This is a genomic window from Haloferax namakaokahaiae (assembly GCF_042663225.1).
In the GTDB taxonomy this organism is placed as follows: Archaea; Halobacteriota; Halobacteria; order Halobacteriales; family Haloferacaceae; genus Haloferax; species Haloferax namakaokahaiae.
Genome location: NZ_JBHTAA010000002.1, coordinates 222247 through 244962, shown reverse-complemented (window position 1 = coordinate 244962; position 22716 = coordinate 222247). Strand labels below are relative to the sequence as shown.

The following is a 22716-nucleotide window of genomic DNA, read 5'->3' as shown; positions in this document are numbered from 1 at the left end:
GAATCGTTCAACGGCTCGTCATTTGAGGTGCAAAAATGCGAGCCTCTGTTACTCGGATTGTACGTACACGATTTTCGACTCTCCGGGCCACCCTGTTCGTCGAAGTAACAGGTTCGGCGTCCGCTTGGAGTTCACTCCGGCGTTGACAGAGACGACGGACGTCGCCGTGGAGGCGTGAACCGAGATTCAACATCGACACTACGACCACGCACGAGCTGTTTCAATCCTCAAATCTAACACAGATGGTATTTCAACAATTAAACAATATCAGAAAGCAATTGTTTGCTGTCTATTTCTCGGCAATCTCAGGAAATCCCAACTCATAGGTTCTGAAAGCTAATTTCTCTATTATCTCACTGCCGAATGCGTTCTTTTGGCCAAGCCAGCGTCAGTTAGCGCTCTTAATGGCTCTGAACTGCGTGATATCGAGACTATTGTGATTTGCAGAGAGTCGAGTTGGCGTTCGATAGAATTGTGTGATTAAAACAATAGCGTGTGAAGAGGAATAGTCTACCACTCGTCACTTCGAACTCGTCGAGTCGGACTAGAGTCTTTCTGCTCTTTCAGCGATGAGGCCTGCGACGTGTTCTCCGAACGGAAGCGAACACGTGAGTCCGGGTGAAACCGCGTTGAGGACGTGTACGGCGTCCGCCGTCTCGATGGTGAGTGGGTCCTTGACGAGTTCGCCGTCGTCACTCACGAGTTGGGCACGGATTCCCGCGTAACTCTGACGTAAATCGGCTTCTCGAACGCTCGGGACGAGTCGCTGGGCCGCTTCGGTGAACTTCTGTTTGCGATAGGACTTGTTCAACTCTGACCACGCGACAGTGAGCATCGTCTTCGAGGCGAGCAACTTTCGGAACCCGCGATAGGACACCGTCTCTGCGAGTTCTCGAACGTCAACGTCGGTGTTCTGGTACGCTTCGCGGCCGAATGCGAGGACTGCGTTCGGCCCGACGATGACCTTCCCGTCCGTTCTCCGCGTGTAGTGAACGCCGAGGAAGGGTAGTTCCGGGTCGGGGGTCGGATAGATCATCGTCCGGCACAGGTCCGCCCGTTCGGGGACGACTTCGTAATACTCGCCTCGGAACGGCACGACGCTGTACGACTCTCCGACGCCGACTTGGTGTGCGAGCGTGTCTGCATAGAGACCGGCGGCGTTGACGAGGTACGACGTCTCTATCTCGCTGTTGCTCGTCGAGAGCAGGTATCCCGACGAAAGGGGTCGAAGCGTTTCGACCTCGTGACCAAGATACAGTGACACTCCCGCCTGTTGGACTTCTCGCGCGAGCGAGTAGACGTACTGTTGAGAATCGACCGACGCTGCTTCTGGCGCGTAGAACGCGGCTCGTCCCACCGCGTGCGGCTCGTGCGCTCGGATCTTCTCTCGGGAATCGAGGAGTTCGTACTCGACACCGTTCGCCGTCGCTTGCGATGCGAGCGTCTGTAGATGTGCCTCTTCACGGTCCGTCTGCGCAACGACGAGGACTCCCAACTCCTCGCAGGGGATGTCGTGGGCCTCGCAGTACTCCTTCATCCGTCGCGTTCCCTCCGTTGCGAACCTGGCTTTCTCCGACTCTGGAGGGTAGTTGAAGCCAGGATGGAGCACGCCGGAGTTGCGCCCGCTTTGATGCGCGGCTAACTGGTGTTCTTTCTCCACGACGGCGATGTCGAGGTCCGTTCGTTCGGCGAGGTGCTTCGCCGTGGAGAGGCCGACACAGCCCGCACCGACGACGGTCACGTCGTGCTGAATCATTGCTCGATTGCCACAGAATTACCGACTGCCACAATAGGCGTGTCGCTCCACTTACTGAGACACTCGCCGTGTCGCTCCCGCTCGTTCTCACTGTTCGAACGTCAACCACAGCTACGAACTGTGGTCGCCCCATCACCTCCCAGAGTACCGAACTGGCAACAGCGGACGTTTCGCCTGAGTGAGTGTTTATTCTCTTTCGTCGCATTCTAGTAGGTATGGGCCTTGATGTTCCAACTCCCAACCCCCCAGCAAGTTATCGAGAGGCCCGCGACGACGAGTACGTCACGGACAGGTCGCGTCGGGCCGAAATCCAAGCGTATCTCACCGGGGTAGAGAACGCGTGGACAGAGGCGTTCACTCAGTGGTCTATCGACACGTCCCTCTCTCTCGACGAGTATCAACTCGTCTTGCGAGTCGGCTTGCTCGACGAGTTCGACTTCTACTGGGACGACGAGCGCCAACGTATCGAGTACACCGCGCCGAAAATCCCGGACGAGTGGGAGCAACTGGACGAGTTCGACTCGCTCGATTCGTGGGCGACCGTCTCGGCGATAAACGACGAACTCGACGAGTTAGGAGACACGGTCGCTGGTGTGCTCACCGACTACTACGTCTCGTGGGACTCCGAAGACGGCGTCGTCGATATGTTCGGCTCACAGTTCAACGCCCGCGACGACGTTCTCACCGACGTTCAGGACGCCTACGAGGAGGGGAGAGACTGATATCAATCTCGTATCAAGCATGTCTGACAATCAGCGAGGTTCTTTAAGTAGTAGTATATAAAATACTTGTACGATGTCTCACGAAGCCCGCCTCGACTCCCTCGAAATTCAAAACGTGGTCGCCTCAACGGCGGTCGGCTTAGAGTTGGACTTAGAGTCACTCTCGTTGGACCTCACGGGGTCCGACTACGACCCGGAGAACTTCCCCGGTCTCGTCTACCGAACGCAAGACCCGCGCGCTGCGAATCTCATCTTCCGGTCTGGCAAAATCGTCTGTACCGGTGCGAGCAGCGTAGCCGACGTGGACAAAGCACTCGAAACCGTCTTCGGTGAGTTGGGTGACCTCGGTATTCCGACCGACAATCGAGAGGAGGTAACGATTCAGAACATCGTTTCGAGCGCAGACCTCGGAACGACCCTCAACCTGAACGCACTCGCTATCGGTCTCGGTCTCGAAAACGTCGAGTACGAACCGGAGCAGTTCCCCGGATTGGTGTACCGCATCGACGAACCGAACGTCGTCGTACTGCTGTTCGGCTCCGGTAAAATCGTCATCACCGGTGCGAAACAAGTCGAACACGCCCGAGAAGCAATCGACGTCGTTAGCGACAAAATCGAATCGCTCGGACTGCTCGGCTGACGATACAACCCGTTTAGGGTTCCTGTATTGCGGAACAGCCTTCGAACTGGTCCGCATCCGCTGTTTTCGAAGTCGCTGTGGAGCCGTCCACACGGATGAATAAACACAATAGTGTTTACTTATGGATGTCCGTATTCTGAGTAGATTCTCTTTATAAATCGTTTAGTTTATTGTGTTGTCTCTATCATCTTCACCGAATGCCGATTATCTCCAAGACATTTGTTTAAACAATTGAATGTTTATTGGTTGTTGTCGAAGGTGGAGTGGTCTCTATTGTCTGGAGTAACGCGGCAGGCCGAACAGTACTCACGGGGTAGTAGAACCTTGGTGCTCACGCGCTTTCACTCGCTAGTGTCGTTCGTGAACGTTCGAGATCGAGTGAACCGTACGCTGTCGATTTAGTCGGATTATGTTCGATGACGCGGAATACCGAGTCTCTCTACACCAACGAACCACTTCTGGCTCTCACACCTGTGAGATGGCGCATTCGATTCATTACATGAGTACGCATGTAATGTATGGCGTTTCCGAGTTCCTCTCTGCACATATCTATCCCGAATTCCGGGAAATGATGTTAGAAGCATTCGGTTTCACCGCCTCATCCCGGCGAACTCCGCTCGCGGAACAGCCTAATGACACACATATTCCCGAAATACGGGAAGCGTGGCCCTCTAGAATTCTGCCCGGAAAAGAGAACTCTTCACGAGCGTTTGAATCTCGGTTTCGCCACTCGTTGGAAACGCTATTCGATTTCCGAGTATGCGGGAATTATTTATTCTTCGACTGTGATTCTCTCTCACGATGGGAAAATCCAGCTCGAAGGTGAAGACGACCGAAACGTCCTTCGACATCGTGGACGTGCTCTACGAACAGGGCGGACAGACGGTGGAGGAACTGGAGACGAAGTTAGGACTGACCAACAGCACGGTCCACCGACACCTGACGACACTCCAGGGCCGGGGGTACGTCGTCAAAGACGGGAGTTCGTACCGGTTGGGGTTCAAACTCCTGACGATGGGTGGGAAACTCAGACGCGACGTCACCGCGTACCCGATGATCAAAGCGAAGGTGGACAGTCTCGCCGAACAGACCAACGAACGCGTGCAGTTCATCATCCGAGAGCAAGACGAACGCGTGTATCTCTACACACAGACGGGCGAGAGTGCGGTCCAAACCGGTGCGTACACCGGCCGTCGCGGACCGATTCATTCGAGCGCCGCCGGGAAAGCAATCATTGCGAACTTACCGAAGGGAGAGCGGAATCGACTGCTCGACGCGCTCGACCTCTCGAAGACGGGACCGAACACGATTATCGACCGCGAGGAACTCCGAGAAGAACTCAGAGAGATACGCGAGCGCGGGTACTCTATCAACCTCGAAGAATCGACTGCGGGTGTACACGCCGTCGGCGCCGCGGTCCGAGGCAAGAACGACGAAGTGGTCGGAGCACTCAGTATCTCGGGTCCCGCGACGAGACTCAAGGGCGACCGTTTAGAGCGAGAGCTTCCTGACGCCGTGCTCGGTGCGACGAACGAACTCGAACTACACATCGAACACGCCTGATTTCCGATTCTGTTCTCGCATCGAATCCCGCATTCTGGGAATTTTTTTTGTCGTGCTTTGGAGACCATCTCCTGTGACTGTATCCCCGAAAATCTGACGCCAGACACCCTCACTCCGATGCTCCATCATACCAAAGCTTTAATAGTGATAATAAAATCGTTTGCGGTATGGCACCAAACGCCAACCGAGAGAGTAGCTACCCGAGCCGTCGCCAAATTCTGAAACACGCCGGAGCAGCCGGTACAATCGGTCTCGCCGCACTCGCTGGGTGTGCAGGCCAGTCCGAATCCGGTGGTGGCGGAGGGAGTGGTGGAGATAGCGGGGGAGAAGACACGACGGAAGCTGAAACAGAGCAGGACCAGACGACGGCCGACTCCGGTTCGAACGACTTGAAAGTCGGCTTCGTCGTCCCGCTTTCCGGACCGCTTTCGGCACCGGGAGAAGCAGAACAGCGAGGAGCAAAGCTTGCTGTCCAGCACATCAACGAGGAGTTCGGTGGCATCGACGGCCGCAACGTGGTCGGCGTCTTCGAAGACACACAGACCGACCCTGCCGTGGGGCGTGAGAAGGCGAGAAAGCTCGTCGAGTCCGACGGTGTGGACGTTCTCATGGGTGCCGTCTCCGGTGCGGTCAGTCTCTCCGTGGCCGACTACGCGTACAGCGCCGGCGTGCCGTACTATACCTACGGTGGGTCGAACTCGATCACGGGCTCCGAATGTAAGCCGACGACGTTCCGCTACCAGTTCTCTGCCGACCAGGACGCACGCGCGGGGGCACCGTGGGCGCTGGAGAACCTCGGCCAGAACGTCTGGATTCACTACGCCGACTACAGTTTCGGCCAGTCCATCCGGGACACGTGGCAATCGGTCATCGAGAACACCGAGGGGTCGAACATCGTCAACGTGACCAAGACGCCGCTCGGAACGTCGGACTACTCCTCGTACATCAGCCAGATGCAGTCGTCGAACGCGGATTGGGTGCTGACGGCACTCAGCGGGTCGGACGCCATCAACTTCCTGAAACAGGCCGACCAGTTCGGTCTCAAGAACCAGATGGACATCATGAGTCCGCTCAACTCCCAACAACCACTCCGTCAGGGTGCGGGGATGGCCGCCGTCGATACGTACACCATCATTCGATACTCGTACAAGTACGACACCCCGGCGAACGCGGAACTCGTCGCCGCGTACGAAGACGCGTACGACGCGCCGCCGGACGACCCGGGCGCGGTGATGTGGAGTAGCATGCGACTGTACGCGATGGCCGCCGAGAACGCTGGCGGAACCGAAACCGCGGATATCGTCGCCGGGATGGCCGATTTGGAGTCCGAAGAACCGATGGGTCCGGTCACCATGCGCGAGTGCGACCACCAGGCGGTTCGTGATTACCCCGTCGGAAAAATCGTCGCTCCGGAGGAGTACGACTGGCCCGCACTCAGCGTCAGCGAGGTCAGACCGGCCGACGAAATCACCAAAGCCTGTGAGGATACTGGCTGTGAGATGCCCTCGTTGTAACGTCGATAGCACATGAACATGGAGTTATCAACAATCGCACTCGCCGGTGCGAACACACTCGTCCCCCTGCAAGGTGGGTTCAGTATCGAACTCATCTTGTTACAGCTCCTGAACGGGCTTGCACTGGGAGTGCTCTACGTGCTGCTCGCCTCCGGGATGTCGGTCATCTTCGGGATAACCGATATCCTGAACTTCGCCCACGGAGCGTTCTACATGATTGGAGCGTATCTCGCGCTCGTCGTCATCGGCGCGACGGGGAGCTTCTTCGTCGCGTTGTTCCTCGCACCGATCGGTGTCGCACTCATCGGCGCCGGGCTTGAGCGGGCGACACTCAACCGAATCTACGACCGAGGTCCGCTGTACCACGTGTTACTGACGTTCGGACTCGTCCTCATCATCACCGACGCAGTCGAGTTCGTCTGGGGCGGCGGCCAACAACTCATCAACACGCCCGAAATCCTCGCCGGCGCGGTCCAGCTCGGACCCATCTTCTACCCGAAGTACCGCTTGTTCACCATCGTCGCGGGCGGCCTGCTCGCGGTTGCGACGTGGATGCTGTTTCGGTACACGAAGTTCGGACTCATCGTCCGCGCGGGTGCACAGGACCAGCAGACCGTTCGCGTCATGGGCGTCGATATGGCGAAATACTTCACGCTCGTGTTCGCGCTCGGGTCGCTCCTCGCCGGGGCGGCCGGCGTTCTCGCCGCTCCGTTCCTCAACGTGAACCCCTCGATGGGCAACGAGATTCTCGTCATCGCGTTCATCGTCGTGGCGGTCGGCGGACTCGGAAGCTACCTCGGGTCGGTTATCGCCGCGCTCGTCATCGGGATGTTGCAGACCATCGGAAACGTGCTCGTCCCGGAACTCAGCGGCTTTCTCATCTACCTCATCATGTTCGGTATCCTGCTGTTCAGACCGCAGGGGATTCTCGGCTCGTACGAGATTCGTGACGAGGTCGCCAAACTCTCGTTCAAGGAGACCATCAACCCGATTCCGCTCACCGACCGGCGAGTGCTCGCGTTGCTCGGACTCCTCGTCCTCGTCCCGTTGGGCACTCATCGCGTGTTCTCGCCGTACGTCCTCGGACTCATCTCGCTGATGTTCATCTGGGGGCTGTTCGCGCTCAGTCTCGACATCGTCATGGGCTACATCGGACTCATCTCGTTCGGCCACGCCGCCTTCTTCGGCGTCGGGGCGTACGCGGTCGGTCTGACGACGATTCACGTGACGAACTCGTTCGTCCTCGCACTCCTCGTCGCCGTATTGGTGACGACGGTTCTCGCGTGGGTCATCGGCGCGCTCTCGATACGACTGACGGGGGTGTACTTTGCGATGATTACGTTCGCGTCGGCTCAGTTGCTCTACCAACTGTCCTTCACCATCCCCGATATCACGGGGGGGAGCAACGGTCTGACCGGCATTCCGGACATTCGGCTCTTCCAAGTCATCGACCTCGCCGACCCGATCGCGTTCTACTACCTCGCGCTGGTCTGTCTGGCGGGGTGTTACTTCCTCGCCGTTCGCGTCATGGACTCGCCGTTCGGGCGCGTCTTGACCGCAATCCGCGAGAGCGAGCGCCGGGCGTCGTTCCTCGGATACGACGCGAACAAGTACAAGCGCCGAGCGTTCGCCTTCTCGGGCGCAGTCGGTGGTGTTGCGGGCGCGCTGTTCGTCACCTACCAGACGTTCGTGAGTCCGAACACGCTCTACTGGTTCGTCTCCGGTGACGCGCTGTTCGCAATGGTGCTCGGCGGGACCGGAACGCTGTACGGTCCCATCATCGGCGGGGCGGTCCTTGTCGGACTCGACCACGTCCTCTCGACGTACACCGAACAGTGGCGGTTCGTCCTCGGAATCTTCCTCGTGCTCACCGTGCTGTTCGCACCGCGCGGGTTGGTGAGTATCGGCATCTCGATTCGAGAGCGAATCGATGCGCAGCGTGCGACCGGCACGCCAACGGCGGAGGAGCCTGTCTCCGGTGAAAACCAATGAGCCTCCTCTACACCGACGGACTGACGAAGCGATTCGGCCTGCTGACCGCAGTCGATGACGTGGACCTGCGTATCGAGCGCGACGAAATCCACTCCGTGATTGGCCCGAACGGCGCGGGGAAATCCACGCTGTTCAACCTCATCACCGGGTTACTCCAACCGAGCGAGGGCCGCGTCTACTTCAAGGACGAAGACATCACGGACCTTCCGCCGCGTCAAATCGTCCACCGCGGCATCAGTCGGTCCTTCCAAATCGCGGACCTCTTCGAGGGGTTGACCGTGCGGGAGAACCTGCGAATCGCCGCACAGTCGCTCGACGACGACCACGACTCGTTCTGGAAACGGGCCGATTCCCTCTCGGGACCCGCTGGCACCGCCGACGCGATACTCGAAGATATCGGCCTGACCGACCTCGCGGAGGCTCGTGCCGACGAACTGAGCCACGGCGACCGTCGGAAACTCGATATCGGTCTCGGCGTCGCGGTCGAACCCGAACTGTTCCTCCTCGACGAACCGACCGCCGGAATGGGCAAAGAGGAGTCGGTGAAGACGGTCCGCATGATTCAACGCGTCTCGGCAGACCGCGGTATCACGCCCGTCCTCATCGAACACGACCTCGAAATCGTCATGGGAATCTCCGACCAGATTACGGTCCTCAGCGAGGGCGGCATCCTCGCGCACGGACCGCCGGAGGAGATTCAGAACGACCCCGCCGTCCAGAAGGCCTACCTCGGCACCCGAGGTGAGTACGCATGAGTTCCGACGACTCGCTGCTCTCGGTCGAGCAAATCGACACGGCCTACGGCAAGAGTCAGGTGCTCCGCGACGTGTCGCTGGAGGTCGGAAACGGGGAAGTCGTCGCACTCCTCGGACGGAACGGTGCCGGGAAGACGACGACGCTCCGTTCCATCTCGGGCGTCATCAAGCCGTTCGACGGCACCATCGTGTTCGACGGAACCGACATCACGTCGCTTCCCGACCACGAGATTAGCCGCCTCGGCGTGAGCTACGTCGCAGAAGAACGGGCCATCTTCCCCGACCTCACGGTCGCGGAGAATCTGGAGATGGGGCGCGTGAACCGCGACGACGGGGTGTTCACCATCGAGGAGGTGTACGACTTACTCCCGCGATTGGAAGAACGCAGCGAGCAGTTGGCCTCCCACTTGAGCGGTGGCGAACAGCAGATGCTCGTCATCGCTCGCGCCGTCGTGGGGCAGACCAAACTCCTGTTGCTCGACGAACCGACCGAGGGACTCGCTCCGCAGATCGTCGAAGACGTCCTCGACATTATCGAGCACGTCAGCGACCAGGGGATTCCAATCCTGCTCGTCGAGCAGAACCTCAACGCCGTGCTCGAAGTCTCCGACCGGAACTACATCCTCAACAAGGGCGAAATCGTCTACGAAGGGACGACCGAGGCACTCCAAGCGGACGAGGAGACCCAACAGCAGTATCTCGGCATCGGCGCATCTATCAGCGACGAACTGTAGGTGGGTTCTCCTAGCCGCCCACTCATCACTGACTGTGGGTGTGTGCCCCTCGGCCAACCCTCTCCGCCTCGTTTTGCCGCCGACCGCTTCGGGTAGCCCCAGCGCCGAATCCCCGTCGCGGAATCTCGAATCGTCATCCACCTAGTTATTTAATACCACGAGCCATGAGAGTCAATGTATGTCGTTGTTAATCGGCACAGATAACGGGCTGTACCGTGTGAGTGACCTCCCCTTCGAGCAGGACGACGCGGAAATAGTCCTCGACTGCGGGATGGTCACCGGCGTCGAGACGTACGACCACACCGAGGATATCTTCGTCTCCTCGACGGCGGGCGCGTTCCGCTCGTCGGATGGTGGCCATACGTGGGAGAACCTCGGCGTGCCAACCGGGAGTCGATACTGGCACGCCGGAAAGAGCGAAGTGTGGTCCGTCCTCTCGACACCCGACGCGTTGTACGCCGGGACGAACGACCCCTACGTCTACCGCTCCGTGGACGACGGTGAGACGTGGATGGAGATGAAGGGCTTTCGAGACATTCCGTCGCGCGGGCACTGGGAGTCGCCCATCGACCCTCATTACGCGCGACTTCGGTGTCTGAAGACCGTTCCCGGCCGTCCCGAACAACTCATCGCCGGCGTCGAAGCCGGCGGGATTCATCTCAGCCGCGACGGCGGCCAAACGTGGCTCGACCGACGTGACACCATCATCGACGACATCCACGAAATCGTCCCGATTACCGAAGACGTGTGGTTGGCGGCCACGGGCTACCTCGACCACACGATAGAGAAGATTGGACTCGGCCACGCAGTGGGCGTCGGCGGCCTGTACCGAACCGTCGATGGCGGCGACTCGTGGACGCGAATCGACGTCGGAAATCCCTACGCGTACATCCGCAACGTGTTCGTCCACGACGGGACGATGTTCTTCGGCGGCGGCGAGGAAGCACCGCCGGAGTGGGTCCACGACGACCACGGCGCGGCGCTCTTCGAATCGACGAACTTCGGCCGCACCCTCGACCGAGTGTCGTACCCGACCGAGGAGACGCAAGTCATCGAGACGTGGGACATCTACGAGGGCGACGTAATCTGTGGGTCGGGTCTCTTCGACGTGCCCGACCAGCGCGACGATATCGAGGGCTGTATCATGCGCCGTGACGACGAGGGGACCTATCACGTCGTCGGGCGCGTCCCCGCCAACATCGGATTCATCGCAACGGTCTAACTCGGACTACCGCCCGCTTTTCGGCACGAGTACGAGCACAAACGGACTCTCTGTCCCACCGTTGGCGATACAAATATATGCTTTCGGACTGCTGTATTTGCTATACGATGACACCCGACAGTGAAGCGTCCCGAACGACTCCAATCTCTGTATCGACCGCAAACCAATGACCGACTCATCATCCTCGAAGACGGCCCCACCAGTGCTCGCCAGACTCCTCTACAGTGGCGTGCTCGTCTACATGTCCGTCGATGGTTTCCGCCACAACGAGACCCGAGTCGAAATCGCACGCGAGAAGGGAGTCCCGATTCCGGAGGTTCTCGTCCCCTTCACGACGGGCATGCTCTTGGTCGCAAACCTGTTGCTGCTCGTGTGGCGATTCCCCAAATTCGCCGCCGGCGCGGTCATCGTCTTCTTCGTCGGGACGACGCCCGCAATCCACAACTTCTGGGAGTTAGAGGGGGAAGAGCGACACGGAAACAAGATAAACTTCTGTAAGAACCTCGCGCTCATCGGCGGCGCAATCGCACTGCTCGACGAAGCGGCGAAAGACGACTGAGTCGCCACTTCAGATTTTTCGAACTCGTGGGTCGAACGACCGATAATCGACTGGAGAGTCTCGCGTGTTGGTGTACTCGAAAAACGGTGAGAGAGATTCGTGACCGACTCAGGTCAGCTCGATACCCATGATGTCCCGTGCCTGCGCTGGGGTGGCGACCTCGCGGCCGATGATGTTACAGAAGTCCACGATTTTGTTCACGACCTCGATGTTCTCTTGGATGACTTCGTCTCTGTGCGGATACATCCAGTAGTAGTCCTCGATGCCGACGCGGACGTAATCGACGCCGCGCAGAATCGCCTCAATCGTGATGGGAAGCCAGTTGCGGCCGCCCGAGCAGACGCCGATGACGGTGTCGTCGGGGAACCGCTGTTTGGTCTGTTCGAGGCTCGTAATCATCTCGATTGGCATCCATGGGTCTTGGTCCAACGGCCATCCGAACGGGTGGCCCATGTCGTGAAAGACACAGAGCGGGCCGTCGCCGTCGTCAAGGAGGCCGGTTGCGTTCAGGTCGCGGTAGAGTCGGCGGGTGTTGTAGGAACTTCGAACTTTGTGAATCGGCTTGATACCGTGTTCCCGGTAGAACTCGACGCCCTCTCGCATCCGCTCGGTGTACTTCTTCGGATAGGAGTCGAACGGCGGCCAGAGCATCACGCTTCCCTGGATGTACTTGTTGCTCCCGCCGGCCGCGGCGAGTTTCTGTTCGGCCATGTCGATGTAGTCGATACTGTTGTCGGGGGTGATTTTCCACGAGTGTTGGACGGAGACGACGTCAGTCTCCTCGAAGATGCGCCGGTAGATGTCGGCGAGCATGTCCACGTCGTCGGTTCCCAGACAGTCCGCCGGGTCTCGGGGGTGGATGTGTGCCGCCGCGCATCCCGCCTTTGCGGCTTTGACGATTTCGTCGGCTTGCGCTTCGAGCGAGCATGGGACGGCCGGGTACCGAGTGTCTCCTGGTTCCGTGTAATTCGGCGGCAATCCCTCGGGGTACGCGTCTTCCGGTGGCCACTCGTCGGGTTGCCACCCCGGACTCGCACACTCGATGATGAGCGGTTTGCCGAGTGTGTCGATTCGCTCTTCGAGTTCGATGGGGTGCCGTCGGGCGATAGTCGAGATAATCTCTTCTTTGGGCCGCGGGTCGTTCTCGGTTTTCAAGACGCCGTACTGCTCGTCGGTGACTGGATTTTCGTCGGTACCGCTCCCGGTCTGTTGGTCGTGCTGAGAGCTCTCGCTGTGCGAACTCATACCACAGTCAATACGGGCAGTTGATAAAACAGTTTTCACGAGGGTAGTGTTCCCGATAGCTTTACGCTGTGGTACCCAATAGTACCGGTACAGGATAGCACGTGTGTCAATAGCAAACGCACGGTTCCACTAGCGAGGCCATTAGCATGTCAAAAACTAGTACATCGACGGGACAGAACGAGAAAATTCTGGAGGGAATCACCGTCCTCGACCTTTCGACGTTCGTCACAGGCGGCTTTTGCTCTGCGATGTTGGCGAACCTCGGGGCAGAGGTCGTCAAGGTCGAACAACCGGGGTACGGTGATGCGATTCGCCACTCGGGACCGCCGTTCATCCACGGTGAGTCTCCCTACTACTGGACGGTCAACTACGGGAAACGGAGCCTCGAACTCAATCTGAAGAACGAGCGAGCGCGCGAGGCCCTGTACGAACTGGCCGAACACGCGGACATCTTCATCCAGAACTACCGACCGGGCACCGCAGAACGACTCGGTGTCGATTACGAGACCATCACGTCCTACAACGAGGAGGTAATCTACCTCGCAATCTCCGCCTTCGGCCAGACCGGACCGTGGGCAGAGCGGTCCGGATACGACCTCCTCATTCAGGGGATGAGCGGCATCATGAGCGTGACTGGCGAGGAAGGCCGCCAGCCGGTCAAAGTCGGGCTTCCGATAACGGACCTCATCACCGCCATGTGGGCGGCGTTCGGTGCGACGTCGGCGCTCTACCGACGCGAGCGAACCGGCGAGGGCGAGTACATCGACCTCGGGATGCTCGAAGCGACGTTGCCGTGGTTGACGAAGCAAGCAGGACAGGTGTTCGCGGACGAGACGCCGACTCGGATGGGAACGAAAGACCCCGTGCTCGCTCCGTATCAGACGTTCGAGACGGCCGACGGCTACCTCAACGTCTGCATTCTGAACGAAAAGCTCTGGCACGAGTTGTGCGAGGTCATCGGTCGGACCGACCTCCCCGCCGACGAGCGGTTCGAGACGAACGCCGAGCGAGTCGCCCATCAAGACGAGTTAGAGGCGGAAATCGAAGCGACGTTAGGAGAGAAGACGACAGACGAGTGGATAGAAATCATCGCCGACGAGGGCGGCGTCCCCGCCGGACCCGTCTACGAAGTCGAGGAAGCGCTCAACAACCCACAGGTGGATGCTCGCGGAGCGATATCCGAAATCGAGCACCCCGAACTCGGGACGATTCCGGTCATCGAGCACCCACTCAAGTTCGAACACAGCGACAGCGGATTCGAGATGGCACCGCCGCTTCTCGGCGAGCACAACCGAGAGGTGTTTCGTGACCTCGGCTACACCGAGACCGAAATCGACGAGTTCGAATCGAGAGGGGTGTTCGGCGCGCAGACGGTCACCGACGGCGACGGCGGCGGCGACAGCGAATGACCGGGGTAACCATACCCGGCGTCGGCATGACGAAGTTCCGTTCGGAACTGCCGTACTCTATCGTCGAGATGGCGAGTGTCGCGGCGACGCGGGCGCTCGACGACGCTGGCTACCCCGCCGCCGACGTGACCTCACTCCACGTCGGCACCGCGCTCGCCGATTCGCTCGGGTTGCAAGCGGGTCTCGGTAACGCGCTCACGTCCTCGCTCGGCATCGAAGGCGTCACTGCCGACCGAATCGAGAACACGAGTGCGACAGGCGCGAGCGCAGTCCACCGCGGTGTCGAAGCGATAGAGAGCGGACAGTCCGACGTCGCGCTCGTCGTCGGCGCGGAGAAGATGTCGGTCGGTGAAACTGCGAACGTCACGGAGGCTATCAGTCGAGTCACCCACCAACGGGAGTACGCACAAGGGCTGACCCTTCCCTCGTTTGGCGGACTTGCCGCGGGTGTCTACCTCGACCGGTACGGTGCACCGCGCGAAGCCCTCGCGGCAGTCGCTGCGAAAAACCACGGCAACGCTGTCGCCAACCCGGTAGCGCAATTTCGGAAATCGATCAGCGTCGCATATGCGCTCGAATCGCCCGTCATCGCCGACCCGCTTCGACTCTACGACTGTTGTCCGATGACCGACGGTGCGGCGGCCGTCGTCCTCGCCCGAGACACGGCGGACGACGTACGGGTGACGAGCATCGGCAGTGCGACGGGAACGCATGCCGTTGCGGACAGACCGGACCCACTCGAAATCGAGAGCGTCCGAGAAGCTGGTGAACGAACCTTCGACGACGCGGGGATGACGCCGCACGACGTGGACCTCGTCTGTATCCACGACGCGTTCACCATCTTGGAACTCCTCGAACTCGAAGAGTTGGGGTTCTACGACCCCGGAACGGCGTGGGAAGCGGTGATGGACGGCGAAACACAGCGTGATGGTCGCCTGCCGGTCAACCCCGGTGGCGGGTTGAAAGCGCGTGGTCATCCGCTCGGCGCAACCGGAATTTCGCAACTCATCGAACTCGTCTGGCAACTCCGAGGCGACCTCCCGCCGGAACGGCAGGTGTCGGATGCCAGGACTGCGTTCGCAATCAACGTCGCAGGGTTCGGCAACAACAGCGTCTGTACGATAGTAGAAGCATGACGAGGCACGACCCACACGACCGAATCGAACGGATTGGTGTCGAGGAAGCGTTCCAGTGCTCGCACTGCGGGCATCGATGGTACTACACGCGAAGTTACTGTCCGAACTGCCGCGGCGAGACGTTCGAAACCGACGCGCTCGGGGTGGGAACGGTCGTCGCGGTGACGACTGTCGAGGTGACGCCACCCGACGTTCGAAGCCCGAATTGGCTCGCGCTCGCCCGATTCGACGACGTACGCGTACTCGCACAACTCGAAGCGCCCGCGTCGAAGGGTGACCGAGTGAGATTTTCTGGTGAGTACCGGTTGCGTTCCGGCGACGAGCATCGAGGTCCGCGCCTGACGGTCGTGACGGAGGAGGAATAGCACAGGAGTCGGTGAACCCAACACGTCGAAGCGGAGGCCAACGTCGAACGGTGAGTTGAAGTCGAACAGCCGGTCGGGGGTGCTCAGTCGAAATCCCGCTATTCGTCGAGATAGAGCGAGTCGAGGATGAACTCGTCGATAGCGGCCCGCGTCTCCTCGGGGGCGTCGTCGTGACCGAGTGAGAGTTTTCGGCCGCGTGCCGCGTGGATGACGTCGGTGATGAGTTGGCCCATTCGTGCGGCATCGACGTCGCGGAAGACCCCTCGTTCGATGCCGTCCTCGACGACTTCGGTGATGCTCGACCGAATCCGTCCGTAGTGGGTGTTGAAAATCTCGCGGTGTCGCTCGTCGTTCTGGGCGTAGGTGAACAACTCGTGGTACACTTTCATGCGGTCCCAGTGGCCGAAGTCGTCGAACTTCGGGCCAAAGAGACACTGGTCGATACGGGCATCGAGTTCTTCGCGGGGCGGCGCGTTAGAGTCCACTTCGACGCTTCCCTCGTACTGTTCGATGATGTACTCCAGAAAGTGCGACATGAGGTCGTACTTCCCGTCGTAGTGGTAGTGGATGACCTGTCGAGTCATCTCCATCTCTTCGCCGATGTCTCGCATCCGAAGGTCGTTGTAGCCGTGTTTACTGAGCGCTCGAAACGTCGCTTCCATGATGGCCTCCCGCGTGTCCGAGGAGGCGCGTTCGTCGGTTGGGGTGTTCATGTGGGACGATTTTCGTGGGGGAACATAGTGGTTGTTCTGCGGTCTCTCACGTTGTTTACCGCACGGTAAATTATTTAATGTCATGGTCCATCATTGCATACGACTATGTCACGCACAGTCATTCGGAGTGGAACAGTCGTCTCACTCGACTCGGATATCGGTGACCTCGAAGACGCCGACGTACTCGTCGAGGACGGCGAAATCGTGGAAATCGGGCACGGACTTTCGACGGACAACGCAGAGGTAATCGACGCGTCGGACCACATCGTCCTCCCCGGATTCGTCGATTCCCACATCCACCTCGCACAGACCCAAGTTAGGGGCATCGCCGGGGACTGGTCGCTCATGAACGAGTATTTCGACCACATGCTCGGCAACATCACCGGGCTATACCAACCCGAAGACGCGTACCTCGGCGGTCTCTTCGGTGGGCTAGAAAAACTCTACACGGGAACGACCACCGCCCTCGACTGGTCGTACCCCAACACGCTCGAACACGGCGAACGGGCCGTCGATGCGCTTCGGGATGCCGGACTGCGGGCGGTGTACACCTACGGCCCACCGGGTGACGACGCGGCGAAGTGGTGGTACAACAGCGATGTCGGTCTCCCGGAACAGAACATCCGCGACCTCTACGACGAAAAAATTCGTGACGACGACCTACTTAGTCTGGGTCTCGGTCTCCGCGGGCCGGACTTCTGTACCGACGAGACTGCTCGCCGCGACTTGGAACTGGCACGCGAATTGGGGGCCCTCTCCAGCATCCACATGGGTGCTGCGCAGTGGACTTCTTCGGAGTACAACGACGAGTACCAGGGCTTCGGTACGCTCTCGGACATGCTGGGGCCGGACGTGAACATCGCCCACGGAAACCACTTCACGCAGGAAGACATCCAGCACGCCGTCGATGCGGGCGTCTCGTTCTCTGCCACGCCCGAAGTCGAGATGCAAATGGGCCACGGCATCCCCGTCACCGGAAAGGTGTTGAAAGCCGGTGGCCGCCCGACGTGGGGGGTGGACGTTTCATCGGCCATCAGCGGCGATATGACCACCCAGATGCGCGTCGGCCTGCAAACCCACCGGATGCTGGCGAACCAACCCCAACTCGAAGACGGCGAGGAGGTCACGAAACTCGACCTCACTGCGCGTGACACACTCGAAATGGCGACTATCGAAGGAGCGAGAGCGCTCGGTATGGAGGACCAAATCGGGTCGCTCACACCCGGCAAGCGTGCGGATATCATCATGGTCGATGCGAACGACTTCATGACCGCCCCTGCGCACTCGCCGGTCCAGACGGTCGTCTTCGAAATCGAACCGTCACACATCGACACGGTGCTCGTTGACGGCGAAGTCGTCAAGCGAGACGGTACACTGCTCAACCCGGCGGTCACCGACGAGTTCGACCGCTTCAAGCAATCGGGTCGCAGACTCATCGAAGAGTCCGGTATTGACCTCTAAGGCTAGATTCAATACCCTTCAGAATACACAGAGTGATAACACACTACAATGCGCATTGGACAATATAGCACGGCCGATTCCGACGACCGATGGGTCGGCGTGCGTCTCGACGACTCGACGGTCGTGAACCTCGCTGAAGCGGGTTCAGCAGCAGGCATCTCTCTTCCCACGGCGAGCACCGACCTGCTCGCCAGTTGGGAGTGGGAGCAGAAGGTCGGACTCGCCCTCGAATATGCGACCGAGACCGGAACTGGCGTGTACGATGCCGCCGACCTCGACCGACACGCACCGATTACCGGCCCAGAGAAAATCGTCTGTGTGGGGCTGAACTATCGTGACCACGCAGAAGAGGGCGACAATCCGATTCCGGAGACACCGGTCCTGTTCTCGAAGTTCCCGACGACGATTACCGGACCAGACAGCACCATCTCGTGGGACCCCGAGCTCACACAGAAAGTCGATTACGAGGCAGAGTTCGTCATCGTCATCGGACGCGAAGCACGTCGCGTGAGCGAAGACGACGCACTCGACCACGTCGCGGGCTACCTCGTCGGGAACGACGTGTCCGCCCGCGACCTCCAGCACGGCGACGGCCAGTGGGTTCGGGGTAAGAGTCTCGACTCGTTCGCGCCGATTGGTCCCGAGATTGTGACGCCGGACGAGGTGTCCGACCCACACAATCTGTCGATTTGGACCGAAGTCAACGGCACGCGACTCCAAGACTCCTCGACGTCGAATCTCATCTTCGGCGTCAGCGAACTCGTCTCGTTCTGTAGTCAGGCGTTCACGCTCAAGCCCGGAGACCTCATCTTCACCGGGACGCCACCGGGTGTCGGTGTGTACCGAGAACCGCCCGTGTTGTTAGAAGACGGCGACGAGGTCACCGTGGGTATCGACGAACTCGGCGAGCTGTCGAACTCCTGCGCGTTCGACTAACCGAAGCAAACGACTTTCGAATCCCTGCCACTCCCAGTTCGGTGCGACTGGTCACGTCCTCACGTCGAAAACAGCACCACTCAGTCCGAGAAACCGTACACGTCTCGGGGGTTCTCTAACACGACTTTTCGAATCGCGTCAGTGTCGATGCCGTACCGGTAGAGTTCGAACATCGCCCGTTTGACCGCGTAGGGGTCCGTTCGGAGGATGTTCGCACAGTCGGTGTCGATCATGATTCGCTCGGGCCCGTACTCGTCGATTGCATCGGCAACGTCCGCTGGGCCGACGCCGATGAGCCACGAGTGTCCGATGGTGTAGCTCAGGTAGCACTTTGTCTCCTCCATCAGGTACTCGGTGTTGTTCTGGTCGGCGTGGGAGGCGACGACTCGGTCTTCGGGTAGCCCCGCATCGGTGGCCGTCTCGATATCGATTTTCACCGCTTCCAGTGCGGGGTTCTCGCCCGTGATGACCGGGTCGTCACTCAATCCGTAGTTCTTCTCGTAGCCCGGCACCCCGAACTCGGGTCGATACTGCCGTCCAGAGCTATTGGACGTGTTCGGCGTGTGCAGGATGACCGGGAGGTCGTGCTTCCGTGCGAGTTCCATCTGCGCTTGGACGATGGCCCGTTGTTCGTCGAGGTCCCACGCTTCGACGTGCTGTGACGGTGTAACTCCGGTTTCGCCGACGACGACGACTTCGTCGAGTTCGCAGTAGTCGTCCATCGCGTCGAGCAGTTCGTCCGGGTCTTCGATTCGAACGCCGGTGTGGATTCCTAATCCCAAGCGCGCCCGGAAGAAGTGGTTGCGCTCGATTGCGGCACGGCGGTTGATGGCGTCGTCCCAGAGAAACCGCACGTCAGACGCTCGAACTGGCTTGTAGGGTGTCCAGTGATAGCCAGACGAAACCATGACCATCCCCTCACACCCCGAAAGCGCGTATCGCTCTCTGTCGTCCCACGAGAGCGTGTGCGCGTGGTTGTGGCCGTCTATCCACGGCATGTTGAGTAGTTCGGTCGGGAGTCTTGGCTCCTCGTCGTCGTCGAGGTATGCATCGTCAGTTGGCCGATTTGTTGGGTAGTTGGAGTCCATGTGTGCGCGTGGTCGATAGCCACCGAGCAGGTGCTGCTGCTCCGACGGCGTGCGTGCTTACTACCATGGCGCGTCTGCACTTAGTCTTTCACCGTTCGTTACTGTCCGAATGCGCTCGGTTCTCCAGGATGCTGCCACGAAGATTTCGGAGGGAGATATCCGTTGCAACTAGCGCGAGATTGTGGAATTCCACGGGTCGAAATTCGTTCGTTGTATCTTTTCGGGCGTACAATATTCGACTGGCACTTTCTGCGCGTAAGTTGGGGGGTCGATTCTGATTTGTCACGTCTACAACGTCGATTAGTCGTTCGACTTCAGGGTTCACTAGGCTCACGGGCTGAACACCGGCGGTGTCGTAAACGGCGTCACAATCGTGAACGATAGTCACACTTCTCGGTCCGCTCAGTCGTCCAACTCGCCCGTTCGAATTCTCACAACTGGTAGGGAGACGGATAGACATATCACGGTTCGCACGTGAGAGCCGCGTATGCCCACGGAGAGTCGTGCTCGAACGGACGCTCGATATATCGAGAAACGGATTCTCGAATCTGCGGCGGGACACGATATCTTGCTTCTGCTCGGCGTTCCACTTCTCCTGGTCTCCGTCTTCGCGCTCCCGCTCTCGGTCCGCGAGCAGTTCGTCTTTTCGTACGCCGAACCGGACCTCTTCACGGCGTTCGTCTCGCATTTCGTCCATCTGCAACCGGCACATCTCCTCGCAAACGTGCTCGGGTATGCGCTCCTCGTCAGCGTCTGCTACGTGCTGTCGGTCGCGTCCGACGACCGGGAGGCGTTCCTCGTCGTGTTCGTCTCTCTCCTCGTCGTCCTTCCAGCGACGTTGTCGTTGTTGAATCTCGCTGTCTTTCGCCCGCGGGTGAGCTTCGGCTTTTCGGGCGTCGTCATGGGCTTTTTCGGTTACCTTCCCCTCGCGCTCTTTCGGTACCTGCGGTCGTTTACTGATTTGCCAGTCACGGACGCGGACGCACCGGCGTTCTTCTTCTTCGGAATCGTGTTGATCGCTGCTGCCGCACTCCCCGGAGTGAGTGTTGGAACTGCCATCGCAACGGGGGCGTTCGTCGTCGGAAGTGGGTACGTCTGGGGTGTCAGTCGGCGTACGAAACGGAGTTTGACCACACTCGCTCGTGAGTCACTCGCCCAACCCGGAATCGTTGAACTCGGACTCGTCGGTGGGATTCTCTTCGTCGGCTATCCCTTCGTTGCCTTCCCGGCCGACCCAGTGAGTGATGGCCAGATTTTCAATCTCTACTCGCACCTGCTCGGTTACTGCCTCTCGTTTATCGCCGCCTACGTCACCGGTGTGGTCGTCGGATTCGATTTCGCAGGGGCTCGCACGCGAGACGGTTCCTGAAGCGCCGCCCGCTGCAGCGAGTATTCGACTCTCCAACCCCCAGAGCGAGTCGTCTGTCCGTCCAGCGTAACTCTCTCGTCGCCACTGTCGGAATCGGTGAGAGTCTCCTTTCCTTGCACTCTCGGCGCGAATCGTTATTGTCGTGGACGAAGACACCACCACATGGCAATTGCTCGTCATGATGGCGGAGTGAGTGCAGCGATGGCGGCGTTGCTCTCGCAGGTCCATCCAGTGTTCATGCTTCCACCGGTTGCGACGGCCGCCTTCGGAGCGATTCTCGCCGTCGAGGTCAGTTCGGCCGTGCTCGCGTTCCACCTCACGGCGGTGTTCTTCGCCGTCTACACCGCACACGTGAAGGATGGCTACGTAGACTTCCACGTCCGAGGCGAAGACGACGACCACCCGCTGACTGCGAGTGGATGCCGAAAGGCACTCGTTGGTGCCGGACTCGGGTTCGCCTGCTGTCTCGCAGGGCTTTGGCTCCTCGCCGGCTGGACGGCCGTGCTCGTGGCCGCCCCGCTGTGGGTCATCGGGTTTCTGCACGCGCCCCAACTCGATACGAGACCCGTGACGACGACGCTCGGCTACCCGGTCGGTGTCGGCCTCGCCCTGTTCGGTGGCTACTACGTACAGACTCGGTCGATAGCTCCGATACCAGTCGCGTTCGCCACTATCTTCGTGACGCTGCTCGCCGGCGTGAAAATCATCGACGACGCCACGGACTACGACTACGACCGAGGCATCGACAAGCGAACGGTCGCCGTCGTTCTCGGGCGGTCACGCTCCCGAACCGTCGCCTACCTGCTGATAGGCGGGTCGCTCGTCGCCGTTCTCTGGGCGACCATCGGTGGGCTATTCCCGGCGTTTTCGCTCGTCGCCGTCGCCGTGCTCGCCGCTATCGTCGTCACGACGAGACGCCTGTCTCCCAAATACGCCACGATGGTTCTCGTCCGGGGGGTGTACGTGTTCTTGGCACTGCTCGTCGTCGCCGTGTGGTTCACCCCGCTTTCGAGCATCTCGCTTCCTGACATCGGAATCCTCGGTCCTTATACGTACCTCGCTACCGAAATCGTGTTTGGAGGGGCCGCGCTCGTACTCCTGCTTCGAGCGGGACGGGCGTCACTCTGGTCGGCGGCCCGTACCATTGCCGTTCTCTATCCGATTGCCTACCTCTGGGACTGGTATACGTTGGAAGTGGGCGTGTTCGAGGTGGTACTCCGAACGGGTATCTCGTTCGCCGGCATCCCGCTCGAAGAACACCTCTTCGCGGTGGTCGTCCCCGCACTCGTCCTCGGTATCCACGAGACGTTCAATACGGCGCGAGATTGAGACGACACCTCTCTCAGGATGAGAGACACAGCAGTGAGAGTGGTTCTCCAGTCCGAACGTCGTCAGTTAGGTCGCGTTCACTCGCTGTTTCTCCACGTGACTAATTTGATATAGCATCATATGATTTATCTCTCAAACTGTGGGTTCTGGCCAGCAAGTGTGTTGTGTTGTTGTCCAACCCAGACAACTACGCACCACAAATTATAGC

The 22716-nt window shown here is 59.6% G+C and carries 20 protein-coding genes; 16 read left to right on the top strand and 4 right to left on the bottom strand.

What is annotated here, in order from left to right; genetic code table 11:
* Positions 1 to 544: 544 nt before the first annotated feature.
* Complete coding sequence (lhgO, locus tag ACFQJC_RS06940) at positions 545 to 1756, bottom strand: L-2-hydroxyglutarate oxidase (protein ID WP_390222586.1); 1212 nt, start codon at positions 1754 to 1756, stop codon at positions 545 to 547.
* A gap of 215 nt (positions 1757 to 1971) precedes the next feature.
* Between lhgO and ACFQJC_RS06935 the strand changes: the two genes are divergently transcribed.
* The 9 genes from ACFQJC_RS06935 (at position 1972) to ACFQJC_RS06895 (ending at position 11457) form a co-directional block, all read left to right on the top strand.
* Positions 1972 to 2478, top strand: coding sequence for a hypothetical protein (locus ACFQJC_RS06935; RefSeq protein WP_390222585.1), 507 nt, complete (start codon positions 1972 to 1974; stop codon positions 2476 to 2478).
* Between the two features lie 73 nt (positions 2479 to 2551).
* Positions 2552 to 3118, top strand: a complete 567-nt coding sequence (locus tag ACFQJC_RS06930; RefSeq protein WP_390222584.1) for a TATA-box-binding protein — start codon at positions 2552 to 2554, stop codon at positions 3116 to 3118.
* Positions 3119 to 3919: 801 nt separating this feature from the next.
* Positions 3920 to 4681 (top strand): IclR family transcriptional regulator, encoded by a 762-nt coding sequence (locus ACFQJC_RS06925; protein ID WP_390222583.1) that lies wholly within the window; start codon positions 3920 to 3922, stop codon positions 4679 to 4681.
* A 167-nt stretch (positions 4682 to 4848) separates the two neighbouring features.
* The gene (locus tag ACFQJC_RS06920; RefSeq protein ID WP_390222582.1) at positions 4849 to 6195 is read left to right on the top strand and encodes an ABC transporter substrate-binding protein; all 1347 of its coding nucleotides are present in this window, start codon (positions 4849 to 4851) and stop codon (positions 6193 to 6195) included.
* Between the two features lie 18 nt (positions 6196 to 6213).
* Positions 6214 to 8187, top strand: coding sequence for an ABC transporter permease (locus ACFQJC_RS06915; RefSeq protein ID WP_390222581.1), 1974 nt, complete (start codon positions 6214 to 6216; stop codon positions 8185 to 8187).
* Entirely contained in the window at positions 8184 to 8942 is a 759-nt protein-coding gene (locus tag ACFQJC_RS06910) for an ABC transporter ATP-binding protein (protein WP_390222580.1), read from the top strand. The genes ACFQJC_RS06915 and ACFQJC_RS06910 overlap by 4 nt, the downstream gene beginning before the upstream one ends.
* Positions 8939 to 9676: an ABC transporter ATP-binding protein gene (locus ACFQJC_RS06905; RefSeq protein WP_390222579.1), complete on the top strand. Its 738-nt coding sequence runs from the start codon at positions 8939 to 8941 to the stop codon at positions 9674 to 9676. The genes ACFQJC_RS06910 and ACFQJC_RS06905 overlap by 4 nt, the downstream gene beginning before the upstream one ends.
* A 178-nt stretch (positions 9677 to 9854) precedes the next feature.
* Complete coding sequence (locus ACFQJC_RS06900) at positions 9855 to 10898, top strand: WD40/YVTN/BNR-like repeat-containing protein (RefSeq protein ID WP_390222578.1); 1044 nt, start codon at positions 9855 to 9857, stop codon at positions 10896 to 10898.
* 166 nt (positions 10899 to 11064) lie between these two features.
* On the top strand, positions 11065 to 11457 hold the full coding sequence (locus tag ACFQJC_RS06895) for a DoxX family membrane protein (RefSeq protein ID WP_390222577.1): 393 nt from the start codon (positions 11065 to 11067) through the stop codon (positions 11455 to 11457).
* 108 nt (positions 11458 to 11565) lie between these two features.
* On the opposite strand, the gene ACFQJC_RS06890 is transcribed toward ACFQJC_RS06895, so the two are convergent.
* On the bottom strand, positions 11566 to 12702 hold the full coding sequence (locus tag ACFQJC_RS06890) for a 3-keto-5-aminohexanoate cleavage protein (protein ID WP_390222576.1): 1137 nt from the start codon (positions 12700 to 12702) through the stop codon (positions 11566 to 11568).
* Between the two features lie 146 nt (positions 12703 to 12848).
* Here ACFQJC_RS06890 and ACFQJC_RS06885 point away from each other — a divergent pair, with 146 nt between their 5' ends.
* From ACFQJC_RS06885 to ACFQJC_RS06875, 3 genes are read left to right on the top strand one after another with little or no spacing between them, the layout of a single operon-like run.
* Positions 12849 to 14111, top strand: a complete 1263-nt coding sequence (locus tag ACFQJC_RS06885; RefSeq protein ID WP_390222575.1) for a CaiB/BaiF CoA transferase family protein — start codon at positions 12849 to 12851, stop codon at positions 14109 to 14111.
* Positions 14108 to 15247, top strand: coding sequence for a thiolase C-terminal domain-containing protein (locus ACFQJC_RS06880; RefSeq protein ID WP_390222574.1), 1140 nt, complete (start codon positions 14108 to 14110; stop codon positions 15245 to 15247). Before ACFQJC_RS06885 ends, ACFQJC_RS06880 begins: the two co-directional genes overlap by 4 nt.
* Entirely contained in the window at positions 15244 to 15612 is a 369-nt protein-coding gene (locus tag ACFQJC_RS06875; RefSeq protein WP_390222573.1) for a PhlB family protein, read from the top strand. Before ACFQJC_RS06880 ends, ACFQJC_RS06875 begins: the two co-directional genes overlap by 4 nt.
* Positions 15613 to 15710: 98 nt before the next feature.
* Here ACFQJC_RS06875 and ACFQJC_RS06870 read toward each other — a convergent pair whose 3' ends face one another.
* Complete coding sequence (locus ACFQJC_RS06870; RefSeq protein ID WP_390222572.1) at positions 15711 to 16325, bottom strand: TetR/AcrR family transcriptional regulator; 615 nt, start codon at positions 16323 to 16325, stop codon at positions 15711 to 15713.
* Between the two features lie 105 nt (positions 16326 to 16430).
* Between ACFQJC_RS06870 and ACFQJC_RS06865 the strand changes: the two genes are divergently transcribed.
* A complete protein-coding gene (locus ACFQJC_RS06865; protein ID WP_390222571.1) occupies positions 16431 to 17786 on the top strand; it encodes an amidohydrolase family protein in 1356 nt (451 codons plus the stop codon).
* Positions 17787 to 17834: 48 nt separating this feature from the next.
* Complete coding sequence (locus ACFQJC_RS06860; RefSeq protein WP_390222570.1) at positions 17835 to 18722, top strand: fumarylacetoacetate hydrolase family protein; 888 nt, start codon at positions 17835 to 17837, stop codon at positions 18720 to 18722.
* Positions 18723 to 18802: 80 nt separating this feature from the next.
* Here the strand turns inward: ACFQJC_RS06860 and ACFQJC_RS06855 are convergent, their stop codons facing one another.
* Entirely contained in the window at positions 18803 to 19810 is a 1008-nt protein-coding gene (locus ACFQJC_RS06855) for a TatD family hydrolase (RefSeq protein ID WP_390222569.1), read from the bottom strand.
* Positions 19811 to 20297: 487 nt separating this feature from the next.
* On the opposite strand from ACFQJC_RS06855, the gene ACFQJC_RS06850 reads away from it, so the two are divergent.
* Both ACFQJC_RS06850 and ACFQJC_RS06845 read left to right on the top strand, forming a co-directional pair.
* Complete coding sequence (locus ACFQJC_RS06850; RefSeq protein ID WP_390222568.1) at positions 20298 to 21179, top strand: rhomboid family intramembrane serine protease; 882 nt, start codon at positions 20298 to 20300, stop codon at positions 21177 to 21179.
* 162 nt (positions 21180 to 21341) lie between these two features.
* Positions 21342 to 22508 carry a UbiA family prenyltransferase gene (locus ACFQJC_RS06845; RefSeq protein WP_390222567.1) on the top strand — a complete coding sequence of 389 codons (1167 nt, stop codon included), beginning with the start codon at positions 21342 to 21344 and terminating at the stop codon, positions 22506 to 22508.
* The last annotated feature ends 208 nt before the right edge of the window (positions 22509 to 22716 follow it).